Below are 18,175 nucleotides of genomic sequence, written 5' to 3'. Positions count from 1 at the left end.
ACGGTTGTGGTGATGACATCAAGGATGTATTCTTGGGGTCTGACTTGGAGGTCAATAATTTCTTCTTGGAGTAGGTCAGATAGAAGGAGTTTTGCAATTTGGATATCTTCCATCAGGTACTTGAATACAACGTCATACGCAGGGTTTGCAATTTTTATCATGGTACAAAAATAAACAGAAGAGCTTAATTTTAGTTTTTAGCGACGTTTTACCTTGTTTTAATTTGATTATCAGGCATGTAAGAGGTTAAACTTTGGATAAATGGATTTAGTGTGTTTTTTCTGCGTGAGGCATGCGAAGGGCGTGCGTCAGCACGGTGCGCAGCGAAGCGTAGTGCGGAATGCCCCGACCCTTGCGTCAGCAAGGGGCACGCCCAAAAAGAAAATTATTTGTCAGATATTTAATTCAAACCCTTGCAGTACACTCTAACTCTTTTTTCAAAAACTTAGCTGTGATAGAATTAGCCACCGTAATAATATGCTCGGGCGTACCTTCTGCTACAATATAGCCCCCATTCTCTCCCCCCTCTGGACCTAAATCAATAATGTGGTCAGCAATTTTAATTACGTCTAAATTATGCTCTACTATCAGTACAGTGTTGCCCTTGTCTACTAAACGTTGTAATACATCCGTGAGCTTTTTAATGTCTGAAAAGTGTAAGCCCGTAGTAGGTTCATCCAAAATATAAAAGGTTTTGCCCGTGTCTCTTTTTACTAATTCAGTAGCAAGTTTGATTCGCTGGGCTTCCCCACCTGAAACCGTAACCGAAGATTGACCTAAGGTCATATATCCTAAACCTACATCGTTGATAGCATGCAAATACTTGAGAATACGAGGATGAGCTTGAAAAAACTCAATAGCTTCTTCAACTGTCATATTAAGTACATCAGAAATAGACTTACCTTTGTAGCGTACTTCCAAAGTTTCACGGTTATATCGCTTACCTTTGCAGACTTCACAAGTAACGGTAACATCAGGTAAAAAGCCCATTTCTATGACTTGCTCTCCTCCCCCTTGGCAAGCTTCGCAGCGCCCACCTTTTACATTAAAAGAAAAACGCCCTTGTTTATAGCCCCTGATTTTAGCTTCAGGTAACTGTGCAAACCAATCTCTAATAAGCGTGAAAACTCCTGTGTAAGTAGCAGGATTGCTGCGCGGCGTTCTGCCAATTGGTGTTTGGTCTATTTCAATTACTTTGTCAATATGCTCTAAACCTTCTATACGTAGGTAAGGCAAAGCTTTGTAGGTAATTTCTTTACTAAAATGCGTTTTTAAGATAGGTGCTAACGTTTCTGATACCAAAGTAGACTTTCCACTTCCTGATACCCCTGTAACAACAATCAATTTACCTAACGGAAATCTAACCGTGATATTTTTCAAGTTATTTCCTGATGCCCCGTACAAGGTCAAAAAGTGTCCATTACCTGAACGCCGTTGAGTAGGAACAAAAATATCTTTCTCCCTTCGTAAAAATTGGGCAGTTTCTGTATTTTTTTTCAATATGCTAGTAGGTTTTCCAGAAGCTACAACAGTTCCGCCGTGAATACCTGCCCCGGGACCAATATCTACTACATAATCGGCTTTTTCTATCATTTCTCTGTCATGTTCTACGACAATTACTGTATTGCCCAAGTCTCTTAAATTTTTCAAGCTTTCTATCAATCTTTGATTATCTCTCTGATGCAGACCAATAGAAGGTTCATCTAAAATATACGTTACACCTACTAATTGAGAACCTATTTGAGTTGCCAAACGTACTCTCTGTGCTTCCCCGCCAGATAGAGTTTTTGCACTCCTGTTCAAATCTAGGTAGCCTAATCCAATCTCATTTAATACTTTTAGGCGGTTGTTTATTTCTTTAAGAATGTCTTTGGCAATAGTGTTTTTACGTTCATCGAGATATTTAGGGAGTTCTAAAAACCATTTTTGTAGCTCACTAATTGGCATTTTGGCGAGTTCGTAAATGTTTTTGTCTAATATTTTGAAGTGCAAGCTTTCTTTTTTTAACCGCCCACCTTTACACTCAGGGCATTCGGATTCTGTAAAATACTGTGCCATTCGTTCTTGTGTAGTAGCTGTTCCGAAGCGGTATTGATGACTAATGTACATTATTACGCCAGGGTAAATATCCGAATACATAGCTACATTAAGCCCCATAGGGGTATCTAAGTGTTCTTGTATTTCTTTGATTTGATCTGTGTCGCCATATAGCAGTAATTTGAGAGTGTTTTGGTCTATTTTTTCAATGGGGGTTTTTAAGGTATAACCTTTTTTACGTAGAATGTTTTTCATCATGCTGAATATAAAGATGTCCCTATATTCGCCTAAGGGGGCAAAAGCACCCTCTGCAATCGTAAGACTTCGGTCGGGAATAATAGCATCTATGTTTGGCACTAAAACTAAGCCAATACCTTTGCAATGTTGACACTGCCCATATTTTGTGTTGAAGGAGAAGGTATTCGGCGAAGGGTCGTCATAACTGATAAATGAAGTAGGGCAGGTTAAATTTCGTGAAAAGAAGAAAACATGTTGCTGATTTTCTTCCATTACTAACATAGTGTTTTTGCCTATGTCCAAAGTCCTTTTGACAGTTTCTTGTATGCGGCTGCGGTTATTCTCATGAATTTTAATTACATCTACCACTACTTGAATATCATGAGTTTTGTATCTGTCTAATTGCATTTTGGGTTTGAGTTCTCTAATCTGACCATCTACACATACGCGTACAAAGCTTTTGGACAGTTGTTCAAATAGTTCTCTGTAATGTCCTTTTCGTCCTTTTACTAATGGGGCAAGAAAAATCAAGTTAAGGTCAGTAAATTTGGTAAGTATTAAGTCTACGATTTGGTCATCTGTGCGTTTTTCCATTTTTTCACCTGAAATGTAGCTGTATGCGTCTGCAATTTTGGCAAAAAGTAGGCGCATAAAATCGTAGACTTCTGTAATTGTTCCCACAGTTGATCTTGGGTTTTTTGATACAGTTTTTTGCTCAATAGAGATAACGGGGCTTAATCCGTTAATTTTATCTACGTTGGGTCGGCGGATGTTGCCCATCATGTTTTGGGCAAATATGGAAAAAGCTTCCATATATCGCCTTTGTCCTTCGGCATAAATAGTATCAAAAGCTAGGGAACTTTTTCCTGAACCGCTTACACCTGTTATGACAACTAATTGATTACGAGGTATATTGATATCTATGTTTTTTAAGTTATGCTCTTTTGCGCCAAAAATTTCAATTCTATCCATTGTAATATAAAAAAGCAGAATCTTGAATTAGGTTCAAAAATAGCAAAGCAAGTGCAAAGCTAGGTATTTAAAGATGATTTGATTTTTTGGGCGTGCCCCTTGCTGACGCAAGGGTCGGGGCATTCCGCACCTAGCCCGTAGCACGCCGACCTTGTGGGCATGAGCGCAAGCGAAACGCCCACAAGGGCACGCCCAAAAAATTAAAACCTAAAAGCAAAATAGATAGCTTGAACAAAAAATTTTTATTTGAGAAAAAACAAAACAGGCTATTTATTTGTTAGTTTTGCAATATGAAAATCAGTCAAAAAATGCAAGAAGCGCTAATTGCGCAAATTCATAGCGAATTATACTCTGCCAATCAATACCTTTGCATGGCATCATATTTTCTCAAAGATGAATTAAATGGCTTTGCAAACTTCTTTTTGGTACAAGCCCAAGAAGAGAACTTTCATGCGATGAAACAATTTAAGTACCTTCATGAGGTAGGTGGATATATTAAGATACAAAGTATTCCCGCACCTGTGAGTGATTTCAAGTCCATCAAGCATGTATTTGAAGTTACGTTAGAGCATGAGAAAAAGGTTACGCAATCTATTAGCAACTTAATGAAATTAGCCTTAGAAGAGAATGATTTTGCTACACACACTTTTTTGCAATGGTTTATCACAGAACAGGTTGAGGAAGAAGCGCTGGTTAGTAGTATACTCAAAAAAATAGAAATGATAGGGGATAATCCCTCTGCTTTGTATTTGCTCAATGATGAGTTAGCTAAACGTACTTTTGATGCCCAGCTCAATGAGTAAAAATAAAAAACGCACTTAAAAAGTGCGTTTTATGATAGTTAAGCGTAGAGATTTACGTTTTCTTGACTACTTCTATTCCAATTTTAACTTTGACCTCTCGGTGAAGATTGATGGTTGCAGTGTAATTGCCTGTAAATTTGATTTCGTCATCAATGATGATTCTGCGTCTATCTACTTCAATGCCTTTATTTTTGAGTGCTTCCGCGATTTGAGTAGTGGTTACTGAACCGAATATTCTACCATCTTCACCTGTCAAAGCAACTATTTGAACTGTAACACCTTCTAGTTTTGCGGCTTTTTCTTGGGCAGCAGCTTTGATTTTTTCTTGTTTTAGTGCGGCTTGTCTTAGATTTTCTGCTAGCACTTTGCGGTTAGAAGGTGTAGCAGGGATAGCCATGCCTCTTGGAATGAGATAGTTATTTGCGTAGCCATCCTTTACTTTGACGATATCGTCTTTAAGTCCTAGACCTTTGACATCTTGTTTTAGAATAACTTCCATGATTGTATCCTCCTACTTTAATCCATCTGTAACGAAGGGCAAAAGGGCTAAATGTCTTGCACGTTTTACTGCTTTTGCAACTTTACGTTGAAACTTCAAGCTAGTGCCTGTGATGCGGCGAGGTAGTATTTTGCCTTGTTCATTAAGAAATTTTATTAAGAAGTTCGGGTCGCGGTAATCTACGTGCTTAATCCCTGCTTTTTTGAAGCGGCAATATTTCTTTTTGACCTCTGTGCTTATAGTAGCAGGAGGTTGTACGGCTTGCGTTGTGTCTTGTCCCGTAGTTTGTTTTTTCATAGTTTCCATTTATTTATGCGCTTTATTCTTGGTGATTCATGTTTTCATTGAGGAATTTTGGATCTTCCATGTAGGAGTCTTCGTCTTCAGCAACAAATTGTTGGTTGTTATTATTCGTTTCAGTGTTTGTTGGCTTTCTGAAGTTCTTGTTCAAAAATTGAATTCTTCTTGCTTTAATTTCTACGATACTACGATTGTGTCCGTCTTCGGTTTTCCAGCTTCGGCTTTGGAGTTCGCCATCAATAAGCACTGCGGAGCCTCTTCTGAGGTTATTTCTGCAACTTTCAGCCAGCTTGTTCCAAGCTACTACCCCTACGTAGCATACATCTTCCTGCCAGTTCCCTGACGCATCTTTGTACTTTCTGTTAGATGCTATTGTAAAATTAACCACGGGGGTACCGGAACTGGTTTCTCTAAACATAGGATCCTTTGTTAAATTGCCCACAACAACTACACTATTGATTTCGGGCATCTTCAAGTCAGCCATCGTTATCTATGATTAAAGTGGTTTACTTTCGCTAATTTATTAAAAAATTTTCAAATCTACTCTGTTGTAGTATTTTTAGGTTGATTAAATGCACCCTCACGCCTTTTAATGTTAAAGGCGATAGCGTGCTTATCTAAGCTCACAGTTAGAAAACGGATTACATTAGTGTCAATTTGGTATTCGCGTTCTAATTTGCTGATGAATGAGCTGGGCGCTTGAAACTCAAAGTAGAAATAGTAGCCACTTGTGTTTCTCTTTATGGGATAAGCTAGAGTTCTTAAGCCCATTTCTTCTGTGTGAATTATTGTTGCTCCTCCCTCTTTTGCGATATTCAAAAACTTGTTGAACGTAGCCTTAGCCTCTTCCTCAGTCAGCGTAGGTGCCAAAATGAACGTTGTTTCGTACTGACGCATACGTTTTTGTTCAGACATCGGGAATGCAAAACTAATATGCTTTTTCTAAACCACAAAATTTTTGTTTGAAAAAAAGCCCTTTTATGGTTACTACTTTTTGTAAAGTATTGATAATCAAGATTATATTTTTGATTGTCTGGAATGTACAAAAATCTTCAAAAGCATTGATGAAACCTACAATTTAGTACAAATTCATAATTTTGCAAGGTATTTATGCTAGATAAGTTGCAAAAAATAAAGGTCCGATACCAAGAAGTACAGGAGATGCTTACTGCACCAGATGTAATTGCAGACATGAAACGCTTCAGAACTCTAAATAAAGAAGCAAAAGAATTATCTAAAATTGTATCTGCTATACAAGAATACGAGCTAGTTTTAGCTAACCTTGAAAATAGTAAAAGGATATTGGAAACAGAATCAGATGAGGAGTTGCGAGATATTGCCAAAGATGAAATTGCACAGCTTACTGAAAAGCAATCCATTTTAGAGGAAAAAATTAAACAAATGCTTATTCCCAAAGATCCTCAAGACTCTAAAAATGTAATGATGGAGATACGTGCAGGCACGGGGGGAGATGAGGCTTCTTTATTTGCAGGAGATTTAGCACGTATGTATCAAAGATTTGCTGAACGTATGGGCTTTAATGTGGAAATTGTAGATTTTACAGAAGGTACAGCAGGAGGTTACAAAGAAATTATACTTCATATTACAGGGGAAGACGTGTACGGAACTCTTAAGTTTGAATCAGGCGTACATAGAGTACAGCGGGTGCCTAAGACAGAAGCTTCGGGGCGCATTCATACTTCGGCGGCTACTGTAGCAGTTTTACCTGAAGCTGAAGAAGTGGACGTAGAAATAAAAGAAAGTGATATCAAAATGGAAACAGCACGCAGCGGGGGCGCTGGTGGGCAAAATGTCAACAAAGTAGAAACCAAAGTTATTCTCACCCACATACCTACGGGCACAGTAGTAATGTGTCAAACTGAAAGAACACAATTAGCTAACCGCGAAAAAGCTATGCAAATGCTCCGTACTAAACTATACGAAGCAAAAGTACGCGAACAAGAAGAAGCTATTGCTAAGCAACGTAGAACTATGGTTAGCACAGGTGATAGGTCTGCTAAAATTAGAACCTACAACTTTCCACAAAGTAGAGTTACGGACCACAGAATAAACTATACTGTGTACAACCTGCCCGAAGTTTTGGATGGAAATCTTACAGAGCTTTTAGAACAACTCCGATTAGCGGAAAATACTGCTAAGTTAGAGCAAGGTACAGGTTATTAACCTACCTACATTATTTCCGTATTTTTGCAGCATGAAATACCAAAGTATATCTCCGCTTACTCAAGAAATATTTTTTGAAGTAGATATTTTAAGCAATGATACACTAGAAAAGTACGTAGAAAAAAGTAACTCCACTTTTGAATTATGGAAAAATAAAACGATTGAAGAGAGAGTTGAAGTGCTACCCAAATTAGCAACCTTACTTCATGAAAGAAAAGCAGAGTTAGCTCGGTTGAGTGCCATAGAAATGGGCAAGCCTATCACTGAGGGTATAGCAGAAGTAGAAAAATGTGCAACCTTATGCGAACACTATTACAACCATGCAAAGGATTATGCAAAACCGAACATATTTGACGCGCAGCATAGTTTGCATTACGTACCTATGGGCATTATTTTAAGTATTATGCCTTGGAATTTTCCGTATTGGCAAGTATTTAGAGCAGTTATTCCTACACTTGTAGCAGGAAATGTTGTTTTGGTTAAGCATGCCCCTAATGTTCCTCAGTGTTCTTTAGCTATAGCTAAAATATTTGTAGACGCGGGAGTAGAGGAAGGTGTATATACTAATCTTTTTATTTCTCATCAACAAGTTAGCCAACTTATAGCCGATAAGCGCATAAAAGGAATCAGCTTAACAGGAAGTACTCGTGCAGGTATAGCTGTGGCTACTCAAGCCGCACAGTACTTGAAAAAAGTGGTTCTAGAGCTAGGCGGTAGCGACCCTTTAATTGTTACCAAACATGCTAACATAGAAAATGCTATCAAGGTGTGCATACGTTCGCGCTTTGGAAATTGTGGTCAAAGCTGTATAGCAGCTAAGAGAATATTAGTACAGTCCGATATTGCTGATAAGTTTATTGACTTGCTATTAGCACAAATAAAAAGCCTACGTGTCGGTAATCCTCTTGACCCAGCTACTCAAATAGGTCCTATGGCAAGAAAGGATTTACTAGAAACGGCTTTGAGTCAATTACAAGATGCGCTTGAAAAAGGTGCCACTTGTTTAGTAGGGGGAAGTTGTAAAGATGATAACAGCAATTTTCTTTTGCCTACATTATTGACAAACGTACAGCCTAACATGCGAGTTATGCAAGAAGAAGTTTTTGCACCTATTGCATCTATTTATGTCTTTGATGAAATTGACCATGCTATTGAGGTAGCTAACAACACAGAGTATGGGCTAGGTGCATCAGTTTGGACACAAGATAGGGCAGAAGCTTCATACATTGCTTCAAAACTTTTGGCAGGAAATGTTTTTGTGAATGGATTAGTTCGCTCCGATCCAAAGTATCCCTTTGGGGGCATAAAACTATCTGGGGTAGGTAAAGAACTATCCTACTGGGGTATGCAAGAATTTTGCTACCCTATTTTGAGAGCGGACTTGACAGAATAAAAATTGAGTTTTTGGTTTTAACTTATGCGTTCCTTTACGTATCTACCTGGGGCAGGTTCAATAAATGTATATTCTTCGTTACCTAGTGTAGTTCTTGCAGGAATTTGATTTCCGCCGTGAGCGGCAAGCCACTTAATCCAATGATTCCACCAACTACCTTCCACTCTTTGAGAAGTTTTTAACCAATGATCGGGACCTTTACCTTTTTCGCCATTGATATTGTAGTGTCTTTTATTCTTTTTAGCAGGGTTAATTACTCCTGCAATATGTCCGCTTGCACCTAAGACAAATTCTGTTTCTCCGCCTAGTAGCTCTGTGCTAACGAAGCATGTTTTCCAAGGTGCAATGTGGTCTTCTGCGGTAGCTAATATGTATGAAGGTGTAGTTATTTTAGACAAGTCAATGGGCTGGTTGAGCATTGTTAAGCAAGCTGGTTTTCGGAGGTTGTTTTCTAAATACATGTTACGTAGGTAGTAAGTGTACATTTTTGCAGGTAAGTTAGTAGAGTCGCTATTCCAGTAGAGCAAGTCAAAAGGTGGGGGCGTTTTGCCTTTTAGATAATTGTTAATCACATAAGACCATATTAAGTCATTAGCTCTTAGTTGAGAAAAAGTATCAGCCATTATCTTACCTGACATGATACCTTTCTCGCCTAGTTCCATTTCTTTTTTTTCTACTTGTTTTTCATCTACGTATACAGAAATGTCGCCTGTGTCGCTAAAATCTAACATTGTAGTTAAGAAAGTGGCACTTTCTACATAGTTTTTATTTTGTGCTGCCAAAACAGCCAAAACTGAACCTAATAAGGTACCTCCTATACAAAAACCTAATGTATTGATTTTTTCGGATTTAGTAATTTTTCTAACAATGTCCATTGCAGTCAGGGCACCTTTATCCATGTAGTCTTCCCAAGAAATGTGCCCCATAGATTCAGGTATGTTTCTCCAAGAGATGATAAAGGTCGTAAAACCGTTATCTAAGCAGTGGCGCACAAAAGAATTTTCAGGTTGTAGGTCAAGAATGTAATATTTGTTTATCCAAGGTGGAATGATGAGCAAGGGAATTTCATAGACTTGTTCTGTGGTAGGAGAGTACTGAATGAGCTGCATGAGTTCATTTTCATAGATAACGGCGCCTGGAGTAATTGCTAGATTTTTTCCAACCTCAAAGGCGCTTTCATCGGTCATGGTAATTCTGCCTTTTTCTATGTCTTTTAGTAAGTTTTTCAAGCCATCTATCAAGCTTTGCCCATTAGTTTCGATAGCTAGGCGGATAACTTCTGGGTTAGTCAGTGCAAAGTTTGTAGGGGACATTGCGTCAATATATTGTTTGACAAAGAAAGTCATTTTTCGGCGTTGTTCAGGGGAAAGTTCTATACTGTTGACGCTATCTAAAAGCCAGCGAGAAGAGAGTAAGTAAGACTGCTTAATAAAATCAAAGATAGGGTTTTCAGTCCATTGGGGGTCTGTGAAGCGTTTATCATTTTTATCGGGAGTAATTACAGGGGTGTAGTTTTCATTATTGCGATTGAGGAAGCTAGCCCATAAAGCTAGTTGATCTTGAAAAAACTGCATTTGTACGGTTAGCCATTGTTGCTGAATTTTGGTTAAGTTGATACCAATTTTTTCTAGAGCTTGCTGTAATTGTTTTGTCCAGTATTCTTGTTGTTCTTTGGAATAGCTGTTCACAAAAGCTTGGAACCACTGTTCATTTTGCTCGGTGAGAGTTTTGTATATGTCTGTTATTTCTTTTGTAGCATTCATGGTTGCAAAGGTAAGCATTTTTTTGAGAATTTGGTAGAATAAAAATTAAGAGATTATTAGGCAAAGTTTATTTTAAGTAAAAGTAAGGGATTTATTGGTGTGGAATGTAGTAGTTTTTATTTTATCTTTTGGGATGCCGAAAATAAACTCATGTAAATGAAAGTTTTACAGGATAAAGTTTCATTTTAGCGTTTACGCAGGTAAAACAAGGTTAAAAATTTTTATCCTGCGTGAGGCATGCGAAGGGCGTGCGTCAGCACGGTGCGAAGCGCAGCGTAGCACCGAAGCGTCAGCGTAGCCCGAAGCACGCCGACCTTGTGGGCGTGAGCGCAAGCAAAACGCCCACAAGGGCACGCCCAAAAAAATACCAAATTAGTTTGAAAATATACTCTATTACAACTCATAATCCCCATAAAAACCACTATTTTTGCAAGCCTGTATGAACAAACCTGCAATTCCCAAAGGAACAAGAGATTTTTTGCCTGCTCAAATGGCAGGGCGCAAATATATTTTTGATACACTTGAACAAAATTTTCAAAAATACGGCTTCCTACCCTTAGAAACTCCTGCTATGGAACTACAAGAAACTCTACGCGGTAAATACGGCGAGGAAGGTAATCAACTTATATTCAACATTCTTAATTCAGGGGACTTTCTTAAAGAAGTGGATACCACCACACCGCTGGAATCTGCAAAAATTTTGAAGTATATCTCTAAGAAAGCACTTCGGTACGATTTGACTGTGCCTCTTGCCCGCGTAATAGCTATGTATCCTAATGAAATTACACTGCCCTTCCGAAGATATCAAATGCAACCTGTATGGCGTGCAGATAGTCCCCAAAAAGGGCGATATCAGGAATTTTATCAGTGCGATGTAGATATTATAGGTTCGAACAGTTTAATTTGCGAAGCAGAACTTATTTGCTTAATCCAAGATGCGTTTGATGCGCTTCAACTTTCTGACATTACTATCAAAATCAACCATAGAAAACTTTTGAGCGGAATTATAGAAAAATATCAGCTTCAAGATAAAGAAAATGATGTTTTGATAGCCATAGATAAATGGGATAAAATAGGTACAGAAGGGGTTCTACAAGAGCTTGTCCAAAGACAAATTGAGTTTGATACCGCCCAAAGCTTGTTAAAAATTTTATTGACTGCCGAAGATAACGCAAATATATTAGGTAAACTCACAGAAGACCTACACGACTCACCAAAAGCACTGCACGCTATTGACGATTTACAACAAGTGTTAAAGTACGTCGGGGAAATGAATTACTCTACGGACAGGATAAAAATAGACATTACTTTAGCTAGGGGGCTTTCTTATTATACAGGCACTATCATAGAGGTTAAGGCAAATAATGTACAAATGGGATCTATATTAGGCGGTGGGCGTTATGACAATTTGATTGGCATGTTTGCAGGTAAAGAAATTACGGCAGTCGGAATGTCTTTCGGAGTAGATAGGATATATGATGTCCTTAAAGAAAAACAGCTTTTACCTACAGCTACGCATACAGCCAAAGTACTTGTAACACAATTCAATAAAGCCCTTTTAGGACATAGTTTATCTTTGGTCAGCCAGCTGCGTAAAGCAGGTATACCCTCTGAACTATTTAGCGAACCTAAAAAGATTGCTAAACAATTTGAATATGCTAACAAAAAAGGTATTCCTTACGTGCTTATTATAGGTGAAAATGAAGTACAATCAGGAAAATACGGGCTAAAAAATATGCTAACAGGCGAACAAATTTCTCTTGATATAGCCCAAATGATAGCCTACTTAAAACAAGGTTAAGTAAAAAACTTGCAGATTTGATTAAATTTGTAATTCCTAACAACTATGAAAGTACAAGACTTGATAAGCTACTTACAAGAAGTTGCTCCTGCTGCTCTTAAAGAAGACTACGATAATGTAGGTTTGCTTATTGGTGAAGAGCAAACCGAAATAAAAGGTATTTTGACTGCCCTCGAACTCAATCATGAAGTTATCAATGAAGCCAAAAAGCTCAATTGTAATGTAATAATCACACATCATCCTATTATATTTAGACCGCTTAAAAAAATTACTTTGCAAAATTACAATGAGCAAATGGTATATCGTTGTATTCAAGAAGGCATAGCAGTCTACGCAATGCACACCAATTTTGACCACGTGTTTAAGGGAACAAATTATTGGTTAGCTAAATCTTTTGCTTTATCCAACCTCAAACCTTTGCGCAAACTGCAAAATTATTACAAGGTAATTGTTACTTTTGTTCCTACGCAATATGTTTCACAAGTGCGTAGTGCATTAGCGCAGTCAGGGGCAGGCGTTATAGGTAATTATACAGAGTGCAGCTATAACGTGCAAGGCTATGGCACATTTAGACCTAACCAAGAAGCTCAACCTTTTAGTGGAGTAAAAAATCAGCTTAGCCAAGAGGTAGAGGTACGCTTAGAGATGCGCTTTCCTGCTTATTTAGAACGTCAAATCATCAAAGCTTTGCATCAAAGTCATCCTTATGAAACGCCTGCTTATCACATTTTTGCTGACCATTCTACACAAGAACTGTACGACGGAGCAGGAATAATAGGAGAGTTGCCTACTTCCTACACCCCCCAAGAATTCTTAAAAGTGGCTAAGCAGGTCTTAAAAATTCCGTTTCTTCGTTATACATATACGCATAAAAAGAAAATACAGCGTGTAGCTTTATGTGGAGGTGCAGGTAGTTTTCTCATTTCAGATGCCGTACAACAAAATGCCGATGCTTTTATTACAGCAGATATTACCTATCACACTTTTTTTGATGTCCCTGCTTCCCTTATGCTCATAGATGGCGGACACTACGAAACCGAACAATACGTAGCACAAGCAATAGCACACATTATTTCCCAAAAATTTGAAAGCATTCCTGTGTATTCTACACAAGTAAATACAAATCCTGTCCTATATTTTTAATTTGCGGTAAGTATGAGAGAAAAAATTTTGTCTTACCTGACCAATAAGTATGTAATTGTTTTGTTGTTTTTATCTGTATGGATGCTCTTTTTTGACAGAAATAACATTTTTACCTTACTTGCATTGAGAAAGAAACTTCATGAAGTATATAACGACAAGAAGTTTTATCAAAAGAAAATTCGTGAATTTGATAGTACGCTCAAATACATTAACGAAGACAAAGTATTTTTAGAAAACTATGCCCGAGAAAAGTATTTTATGAAAAAAGACAACGAAGACATTTTTATCATAGTTACGCCCGAAGAAAAAGAAAGCAGAGAAAATTCAGATTATTAGAAAAGTTGTATTTGAATGTTGACCGTTGCAGTGTAGCTTAGCGGCATAAAAAGCTAAGCCGCTCAAAAGTTTATATCATCTTTGTTGTGTCCATGTATAGCACAACTTTGGAGCATTTTTTAGGTGTTTCCAGCATTAAATTAAAGCCTTCTTCATACCTTTCAAAAGGTAATTTATGCGTTATCAAAGGTTCTATATTCAATCTACCTGATTTCAAAAGATTAGAAACTGTAAACCATGTATCAAACATCAACCTACCATTGATGCCGTGGATAGTAATTCCTTTGAATATGATATGGTCGTTAATATCTATGGGGACCTTGTCTTTGAATATACCGAAAAGGCGTAAAAAACCTCCTCTTCGTACCACTTCAAAGCACTGTTCTACGGCTATGGGCGAACCTGACATTTCAGAAACAATATCTACTCCATCTCCTTGTGTAATTTCCATGATACGCGCTACAGGATTTTCATGCCGAGCGTTGATGACGTAGTCTGCTCCTACTTGTTTTGCTAAATTTAATCTAAACTCTTCTAAACCAACTAAAATAATCGTTGTAGCCCCTGCGGCACGAGCCACAGCTACAGAAAATAAACCAATTGGACCATCGCCAAAAATGGCAATACTTTGCCCATGTACAGGCGTAACTAACGTACAATATACCGCGTTTCCGAGGGGTTCTTGTACAGAAGCTAAATGTGTGGGCATGTTGGGATCATTTTTCCAAGCTACTAGTTCAGGAATAGCTATATATTCAGCCATAGAGCCATCGCGGTCTACGCCTACAATTTTCATTTCTTTGGATATATGCATTTGACCTGTAAGCGTTTGTTTTGAGTAGTTGTCAGGTATATGAGTTTCTACGGATACGATATCGCCCACTTTTAAGCGAGTGCAATGGGCACCTACTTGTACAATTTCGCCCGTGAATTCGTGTCCCATAGTTTGAGGGATATTTTTAATTCGCCCTTGTGCCCATTTATTCCACTCATATATGCTTACGTCTGTACCGCAAATAGAACAAGCATGTACTTTTACTAATACTTCGTTGGGTTGTATTTGAGGAACGGGAATTTCAACTATTTCAGCCCCAAACGCAGGTTTAGTTTTGCGAAGGGCTTTCATCGTTCGTGGTATTTCCATATACTCATGCCGAATTTTTAATGCAAGGTAAAAGGAATTCTAATAATTGTCAACATTGGACGTATTTGTAAATAAAAATTATGTGTCAAGTTGTGTTTCAATTTTAGGTGCGGAATTGATGTAAAGCTAAAAATGATATTTGGATAGATAAAGTTTTTTTGGGCGTGCCCCTTGCTAACGCAAGGGTCGGGGCATTCCGCACTACGCTTCGCTTCGGTACTTCGCTGCGCTTCGTACTGCCTAACGGCATGCTCCATGCCCCTCACGCAGATGACCTGTGCAGTTATGTCTTTACCTTGTTTTAGCTTGAAGTACAAGTACTTACAAGCTAAAACTTGGTATATGAAACAAAGAAACGATAGTTTCAGAGATCCTTGCGTGAGGCATGCGAAGGGCGTGCGTCAGCACGGTGCGGAGCGAAGCGTAGCACCGAAGCGATAGCGTAGCCCGTAGCACGCCGACCTTGTGGGCAAAAGCCCACAAGGGCACGCCCAAAAAAAATAAATAATTATAGTCAATTATCCTGATTACAAGGTAAAATAAAGAAGTCTGCATGCAACATACATGCAGACCATCCAACGTAACGTAACCTTTAACAACCGATAGTAAAAAGCTCTTTAATAGCTCATTTCGTCTAATTTTACTTTGCCGCGGTATATCCAATAAATACTGATAGTATAAGCTAAAACCACAGGAACCCCCAGCAAAGCAAAAATGAGCATAATACTTAAAGTCTTAGGTGAAGAAGCCGCATTATAGATAGTTAAACTATTAGCAGGATCAACAGCAGGTACTAAATTTGGAAATAGACCAATGGCAAATAAGCTCATTAAACACAAAATATTGACACTTGACGAAATAAAAGCGTAGCCAGGTCTATTTTTAGTGATTTCTCGGGGAATGTTAGCAATAGCAAACATATTTACTACTGCCACAAGAAAAAATAAAGGTTGTTCGCGAAACTTATCTGCCATTCGTGGCACATAGAGCAAAGTAACCATGCTCAAAGAAACATAGCACATAATAAAGAAAATCATAGCATTTTGTACCCACACGCGTACTCGAGCTTGAATTTCACCTTCGGTTTTCATCAGCAAGTAGATGGCTCCGTGCATCATAAATAGAGCTACAGTAGTGATACCAACTAAAACCGTGTAAGGTGTAAGCAGGTTAAGCACATTAGTATGAAGTTCATGGTTTTTATCTAGAGGTACGCCGATAACGATATTACCCAGTGCTACACCTGCAAGTAATGCAATTAAATAGCTCGATATTGAAAAAGCAATATCCCATGTTTTTCGCCACGTAGGACTAGGATATTTACTCCTGAACTCAATAGAAATAGCCCTGAATATCAACACTAATAGTAAAAGCATAAAGGCATCATAAAAGGCAGAGAATACGCTTGCGTACACGTGCGGAAAGGCAGCAAATAGCGCTCCTCCCCCTGTAACTAACCATACTTCGTTGCCATCCCATACGGGACCAATAGAATTGAGCAAAATGCGGCGTTCTCTATCTCCTTTGGCAAATAGGTGCAGGCTACCCACACCTAAGTCAAAGCCATCTAATATGGCATACCCTGTTAAAAGAACTCCGACTAATACAAACCAGATGATATTTAAGTCCATAGTTGTTTTAGGATAGATTTTTAGATTTTTTAATTTGATTTTTTGAATAAGATATTTTTGGGCGTGCCCTTGTGGGCAAAAGCCCACAAGGTCGGCGTGCTACGGGCTACGCTTTCGCTTCGGTGCTTCGCCTTGCTCCGCACCGTGCTGACGCACGCCCTTCGCATGCCTCACGCAGATTTACTCTTCTACATTCTGTTCCACTCGCTCACGTGTAATTTTATTAACCCAAGGCGCTACTTGATCTCCTGTATCTCTGTATTGCTCATGTACTTCTACTTTCGCAAAAGGTCCTGCTTTTACTTTTTCGTTCAACAAGAATAAAAACAAGGCAAAAAGCAACAAATAAACTAACATGAACATTATCAAAGACCAAAGCACTTGATTAGCCATTACAGATTTAGAAAGGGCTTCAGAAGTGCGAAGCATTTTATACACAATCCAAGGTTGTCTACCAATTTCCGCAGCAAACCAACCTGCTTGGTTAGCAATGTGGGGTAATACTACGGATAAGGTCAGAATAGTCAACATGGTTTTATTTGTCCAAAGCTTACCTTTGTACCATAGCCACCCTGCTGCAATTAAGAATATAGCCATGAGAAAAGCAGCAAAAAGCATTAAGTGATAGAATTGAAATGTAGCTTGTATAGGGGGTAAGTCTTCTTTTGGAAAGGCTTTCAATCCTTTTATAGGAGTATTCGTATCGCCATGTACTAAAAAGCTAAGCATATTAGGAAGGGCTATACCTTTTGTAGTTTGGTTTTTTGTATCTACCCAGCCGAATAAATATAGGTCCGCAGGGGCATCAGCTTCAAAGTGTCCTTCCATAGCAGCCAATTTTTCAGGTTGATTTTTAGCTACACCTGTAGCACTTACATGTCCGCTGATAAACTGTAATCCCATAGCTATAAAAGCTACTACTAAACCTATCTTCATAGAACGAATGGCGAATTCTTCGTGTATTTTTTTTCTAAGGTAGTATGCACTGATACTGATAACGACAAAAGCGCCTGTTAGCCAAGAACCTAATATAACGTGTGTTAATCTTTCCATAGATGAGGGATTGAATACTACTGCCCAGAAGTCTATAATTTCTGCCCGCGCATTCATTCCTTCTCCTACAATCCGATACCCTGCAGGTGTTTGCATCCAAGAGTTGGCTACTACAATCCAAACTGAGCTTAATGTAGCCCCCAGTGCAACCATTACGGTAGAAATAAAGTGTGTTATAGGACCTACTTTGTTCCATCCGAATACCAAAATTGCCAAAAACCCTGATTCCAAAAAGAAAGCAAAAATACCTTCTGCAGCCAAAGGACTTCCGAATACATCTCCTACATATCTTGAATAAGTAGCCCAGTTAGTGCCAAATTCAAATTCCATTACAATTCCCGAAGCTACTCCAATAGCAAAAGTTAACGCGAAAATTTTGACCCAGAACTTAGTGATGTGCTTGTATATTCGTTGTTTGGTTCGCAGGTACATTGCTTCCATGATAACTAGCACTACTCCCAACCCTATGCTCATAGGTGGATATAAGTAGTGGAAAGCCGCCGTAAAGGCGAATTGGATTCTTGCCAAAATCTCAACGGCCATAGTATTTGATAGTTTAGTTAGGGAACCGACTTCAATACTTCAAACGCAATACTACAAAGAAAGTTGTTATAATTTTCATTTTTTTTTGAAAATTGCTGATAGTCAATTAGAAAAATTTTAAATATAATGAACTGATTTTTAACATGTTGCAAGAAATGAATAAATATTCAGAAACTTTTAATAAATATACATTGTTTTGCCACTCCGTTTTCAAACTTACTTATACAAACAAAGATTTTTATGTTCGTTCTAAGAGATAATTTTTTTGGGCGTGCCCCTTGCTGACGCAAGGGTCGGGGCATTCCGCACTGCGCTTCGCTTCGGTGCTTCGCTAAC

Annotated in this window: 20 protein-coding genes; 7 read left to right on the top strand and 13 right to left on the bottom strand. The window is 38.4% G+C overall.

Annotation, left to right across the window (positions count from 1 at the left end; genetic code table 11):
- Positions 1-261 precede the first annotated feature (261 nt).
- Positions 262-429, top strand: a complete 168-nt coding sequence (locus NZ519_04660) for a hypothetical protein (protein ID MCS7028036.1) — start codon at positions 262-264, stop codon at positions 427-429.
- Here NZ519_04660 and uvrA read toward each other — a convergent pair.
- On the bottom strand, positions 406-3,246 hold the full coding sequence (uvrA, locus tag NZ519_04655) for an excinuclease ABC subunit UvrA (GenBank protein MCS7028035.1): 2,841 nt from the start codon (positions 3,244-3,246) through the stop codon (positions 406-408). The genes NZ519_04660 and uvrA overlap by 24 nt on opposite strands.
- 59 nt (positions 3,247-3,305) lie before the next feature.
- Positions 3,306-3,428 carry a hypothetical protein gene (locus tag NZ519_04650; protein ID MCS7028034.1) on the bottom strand — a complete coding sequence of 41 codons (123 nt, stop codon included), beginning with the start codon at positions 3,426-3,428 and terminating at the stop codon, positions 3,306-3,308.
- A 108-nt stretch (positions 3,429-3,536) separates the two neighbouring features.
- Between NZ519_04650 and NZ519_04645 the strand changes: the two genes are divergently transcribed.
- Positions 3,537-4,049 carry a ferritin gene (locus tag NZ519_04645; GenBank protein MCS7028033.1) on the top strand — a complete coding sequence of 171 codons (513 nt, stop codon included), beginning with the start codon at positions 3,537-3,539 and terminating at the stop codon, positions 4,047-4,049.
- 52 nt (positions 4,050-4,101) lie between these two features.
- Here the strand turns inward: NZ519_04645 and rplI are convergent, their stop codons facing one another.
- The 4 genes from rplI to rpsF are packed head-to-tail and all read right to left on the bottom strand — an operon-like array spanning position 4,102 to position 5,763.
- Positions 4,102-4,548, bottom strand: a complete 447-nt coding sequence (gene rplI, locus NZ519_04640; protein ID MCS7028032.1) for a 50S ribosomal protein L9 — start codon at positions 4,546-4,548, stop codon at positions 4,102-4,104.
- Positions 4,549-4,560: 12 nt separating this feature from the next.
- Complete coding sequence (rpsR, locus tag NZ519_04635; GenBank protein MCS7028031.1) at positions 4,561-4,845, bottom strand: 30S ribosomal protein S18; 285 nt, start codon at positions 4,843-4,845, stop codon at positions 4,561-4,563.
- A 22-nt stretch (positions 4,846-4,867) separates the two neighbouring features.
- The gene (locus NZ519_04630; protein MCS7028030.1) at positions 4,868-5,332 is read right to left on the bottom strand and encodes a single-stranded DNA-binding protein; all 465 of its coding nucleotides are present in this window, start codon (positions 5,330-5,332) and stop codon (positions 4,868-4,870) included.
- Positions 5,333-5,388: 56 nt separating this feature from the next.
- Positions 5,389-5,763 carry a 30S ribosomal protein S6 gene (gene rpsF, locus NZ519_04625; GenBank protein ID MCS7028029.1) on the bottom strand — a complete coding sequence of 125 codons (375 nt, stop codon included), beginning with the start codon at positions 5,761-5,763 and terminating at the stop codon, positions 5,389-5,391.
- A gap of 195 nt (positions 5,764-5,958) precedes the next feature.
- Here rpsF and prfA point away from each other — a divergent pair, with 195 nt between their 5' ends.
- Together prfA and NZ519_04615 are read left to right on the top strand one after the other, a co-directional pair.
- Entirely contained in the window at positions 5,959-7,032 is a 1,074-nt protein-coding gene (prfA, locus tag NZ519_04620) for a peptide chain release factor 1 (GenBank protein MCS7028028.1), read from the top strand.
- A gap of 31 nt (positions 7,033-7,063) precedes the next feature.
- Positions 7,064-8,425, top strand: a complete 1,362-nt coding sequence (locus NZ519_04615) for an NAD-dependent succinate-semialdehyde dehydrogenase (GenBank protein MCS7028027.1) — start codon at positions 7,064-7,066, stop codon at positions 8,423-8,425.
- 17 nt (positions 8,426-8,442) lie between these two features.
- Here NZ519_04615 and phaC read toward each other — a convergent pair whose 3' ends face one another.
- Positions 8,443-10,188: a class I poly(R)-hydroxyalkanoic acid synthase gene (gene phaC / locus NZ519_04610; GenBank protein MCS7028026.1), complete on the bottom strand. Its 1,746-nt coding sequence runs from the start codon at positions 10,186-10,188 to the stop codon at positions 8,443-8,445.
- A 192-nt stretch (positions 10,189-10,380) separates the two neighbouring features.
- A complete protein-coding gene (locus tag NZ519_04605) occupies positions 10,381-10,548 on the bottom strand; it encodes a hypothetical protein (GenBank protein MCS7028025.1) in 168 nt (55 codons plus the stop codon).
- 79 nt (positions 10,549-10,627) lie between these two features.
- Here NZ519_04605 and hisS point away from each other — a divergent pair, with 79 nt between their 5' ends.
- From hisS to NZ519_04590, 3 genes are read left to right on the top strand one after another with little or no spacing between them, the layout of a single operon-like run.
- Positions 10,628-11,989, top strand: coding sequence for a histidine--tRNA ligase (hisS, locus tag NZ519_04600; GenBank protein MCS7028024.1), 1,362 nt, complete (start codon positions 10,628-10,630; stop codon positions 11,987-11,989).
- 45 nt (positions 11,990-12,034) lie between these two features.
- Positions 12,035-13,132 carry a Nif3-like dinuclear metal center hexameric protein gene (locus NZ519_04595; GenBank protein MCS7028023.1) on the top strand — a complete coding sequence of 366 codons (1,098 nt, stop codon included), beginning with the start codon at positions 12,035-12,037 and terminating at the stop codon, positions 13,130-13,132.
- 12 nt (positions 13,133-13,144) lie between these two features.
- Positions 13,145-13,468, top strand: a complete 324-nt coding sequence (locus tag NZ519_04590; protein MCS7028022.1) for a septum formation initiator family protein — start codon at positions 13,145-13,147, stop codon at positions 13,466-13,468.
- A gap of 70 nt (positions 13,469-13,538) precedes the next feature.
- Here the strand turns inward: NZ519_04590 and tdh are convergent, their stop codons facing one another.
- The 5 genes from tdh to NZ519_04565 form a co-directional block, all read right to left on the bottom strand.
- Complete coding sequence (gene tdh, locus NZ519_04585) at positions 13,539-14,612, bottom strand: L-threonine 3-dehydrogenase (protein MCS7028021.1); 1,074 nt, start codon at positions 14,610-14,612, stop codon at positions 13,539-13,541.
- Between the two features lie 17 nt (positions 14,613-14,629).
- A complete protein-coding gene (locus NZ519_04580) occupies positions 14,630-14,929 on the bottom strand; it encodes a hypothetical protein (protein MCS7028020.1) in 300 nt (99 codons plus the stop codon).
- 300 nt (positions 14,930-15,229) lie between these two features.
- Entirely contained in the window at positions 15,230-16,243 is a 1,014-nt protein-coding gene (gene cydB / locus NZ519_04575; GenBank protein ID MCS7028019.1) for a cytochrome d ubiquinol oxidase subunit II, read from the bottom strand.
- 29 nt (positions 16,244-16,272) lie between these two features.
- Positions 16,273-16,410, bottom strand: coding sequence for a hypothetical protein (locus NZ519_04570; protein ID MCS7028018.1), 138 nt, complete (start codon positions 16,408-16,410; stop codon positions 16,273-16,275).
- A gap of 13 nt (positions 16,411-16,423) precedes the next feature.
- Positions 16,424-17,839: a cytochrome ubiquinol oxidase subunit I gene (locus NZ519_04565; protein ID MCS7028017.1), complete on the bottom strand. Its 1,416-nt coding sequence runs from the start codon at positions 17,837-17,839 to the stop codon at positions 16,424-16,426.
- Positions 17,840-18,175: the final 336 nt, after the last annotated feature.

The sequence above is a fragment of the Bacteroidia bacterium genome (assembly GCA_025056095.1).
In the GTDB taxonomy this organism is placed as follows: Bacteria; Bacteroidota; Bacteroidia; order JANWVE01; family JANWVE01; genus JANWVE01.
This window is presented reverse-complemented; position numbering and strand designations above follow the sequence as displayed.

Excerpts from the sequence above, each read along its gene's own strand:
- NZ519_04660 (MCS7028036.1), top strand. The coding sequence starts at position 262 with ATGGATTTAGTGTGTTTTTTCTGCGTGAGGCATGCGAAGGGCGTGCGT.
- uvrA (MCS7028035.1), bottom strand. The coding sequence starts at position 3,246 with ATGGATAGAATTGAAATTTTTGGCGCAAAAGAGCATAACTTAAAAAAC.
- NZ519_04645 (MCS7028033.1), top strand. The coding sequence starts at position 3,537 with ATGAAAATCAGTCAAAAAATGCAAGAAGCGCTAATTGCGCAAATTCAT.
- rplI (MCS7028032.1), bottom strand. The coding sequence starts at position 4,548 with ATGGAAGTTATTCTAAAACAAGATGTCAAAGGTCTAGGACTTAAAGAC.
- rpsR (MCS7028031.1), bottom strand. The coding sequence starts at position 4,845 with ATGAAAAAACAAACTACGGGACAAGACACAACGCAAGCCGTACAACCT.
- NZ519_04630 (MCS7028030.1), bottom strand. The coding sequence starts at position 5,332 with ATGGCTGACTTGAAGATGCCCGAAATCAATAGTGTAGTTGTTGTGGGC.
- rpsF (MCS7028029.1), bottom strand. The coding sequence starts at position 5,763 with ATGTCTGAACAAAAACGTATGCGTCAGTACGAAACAACGTTCATTTTG.
- prfA (MCS7028028.1), top strand. The coding sequence starts at position 5,959 with ATGCTAGATAAGTTGCAAAAAATAAAGGTCCGATACCAAGAAGTACAG.
- NZ519_04615 (MCS7028027.1), top strand. The coding sequence starts at position 7,064 with ATGAAATACCAAAGTATATCTCCGCTTACTCAAGAAATATTTTTTGAA.
- phaC (MCS7028026.1), bottom strand. The coding sequence starts at position 10,188 with ATGAATGCTACAAAAGAAATAACAGACATATACAAAACTCTCACCGAG.
- hisS (MCS7028024.1), top strand. The coding sequence starts at position 10,628 with ATGAACAAACCTGCAATTCCCAAAGGAACAAGAGATTTTTTGCCTGCT.
- NZ519_04595 (MCS7028023.1), top strand. The coding sequence starts at position 12,035 with ATGAAAGTACAAGACTTGATAAGCTACTTACAAGAAGTTGCTCCTGCT.
- NZ519_04590 (MCS7028022.1), top strand. The coding sequence starts at position 13,145 with ATGAGAGAAAAAATTTTGTCTTACCTGACCAATAAGTATGTAATTGTT.
- tdh (MCS7028021.1), bottom strand. The coding sequence starts at position 14,612 with ATGGAAATACCACGAACGATGAAAGCCCTTCGCAAAACTAAACCTGCG.
- cydB (MCS7028019.1), bottom strand. The coding sequence starts at position 16,243 with ATGGACTTAAATATCATCTGGTTTGTATTAGTCGGAGTTCTTTTAACA.
- NZ519_04570 (MCS7028018.1), bottom strand. The coding sequence starts at position 16,410 with ATGCGAAGGGCGTGCGTCAGCACGGTGCGGAGCAAGGCGAAGCACCGA.
- NZ519_04565 (MCS7028017.1), bottom strand. The coding sequence starts at position 17,839 with ATGGCCGTTGAGATTTTGGCAAGAATCCAATTCGCCTTTACGGCGGCT.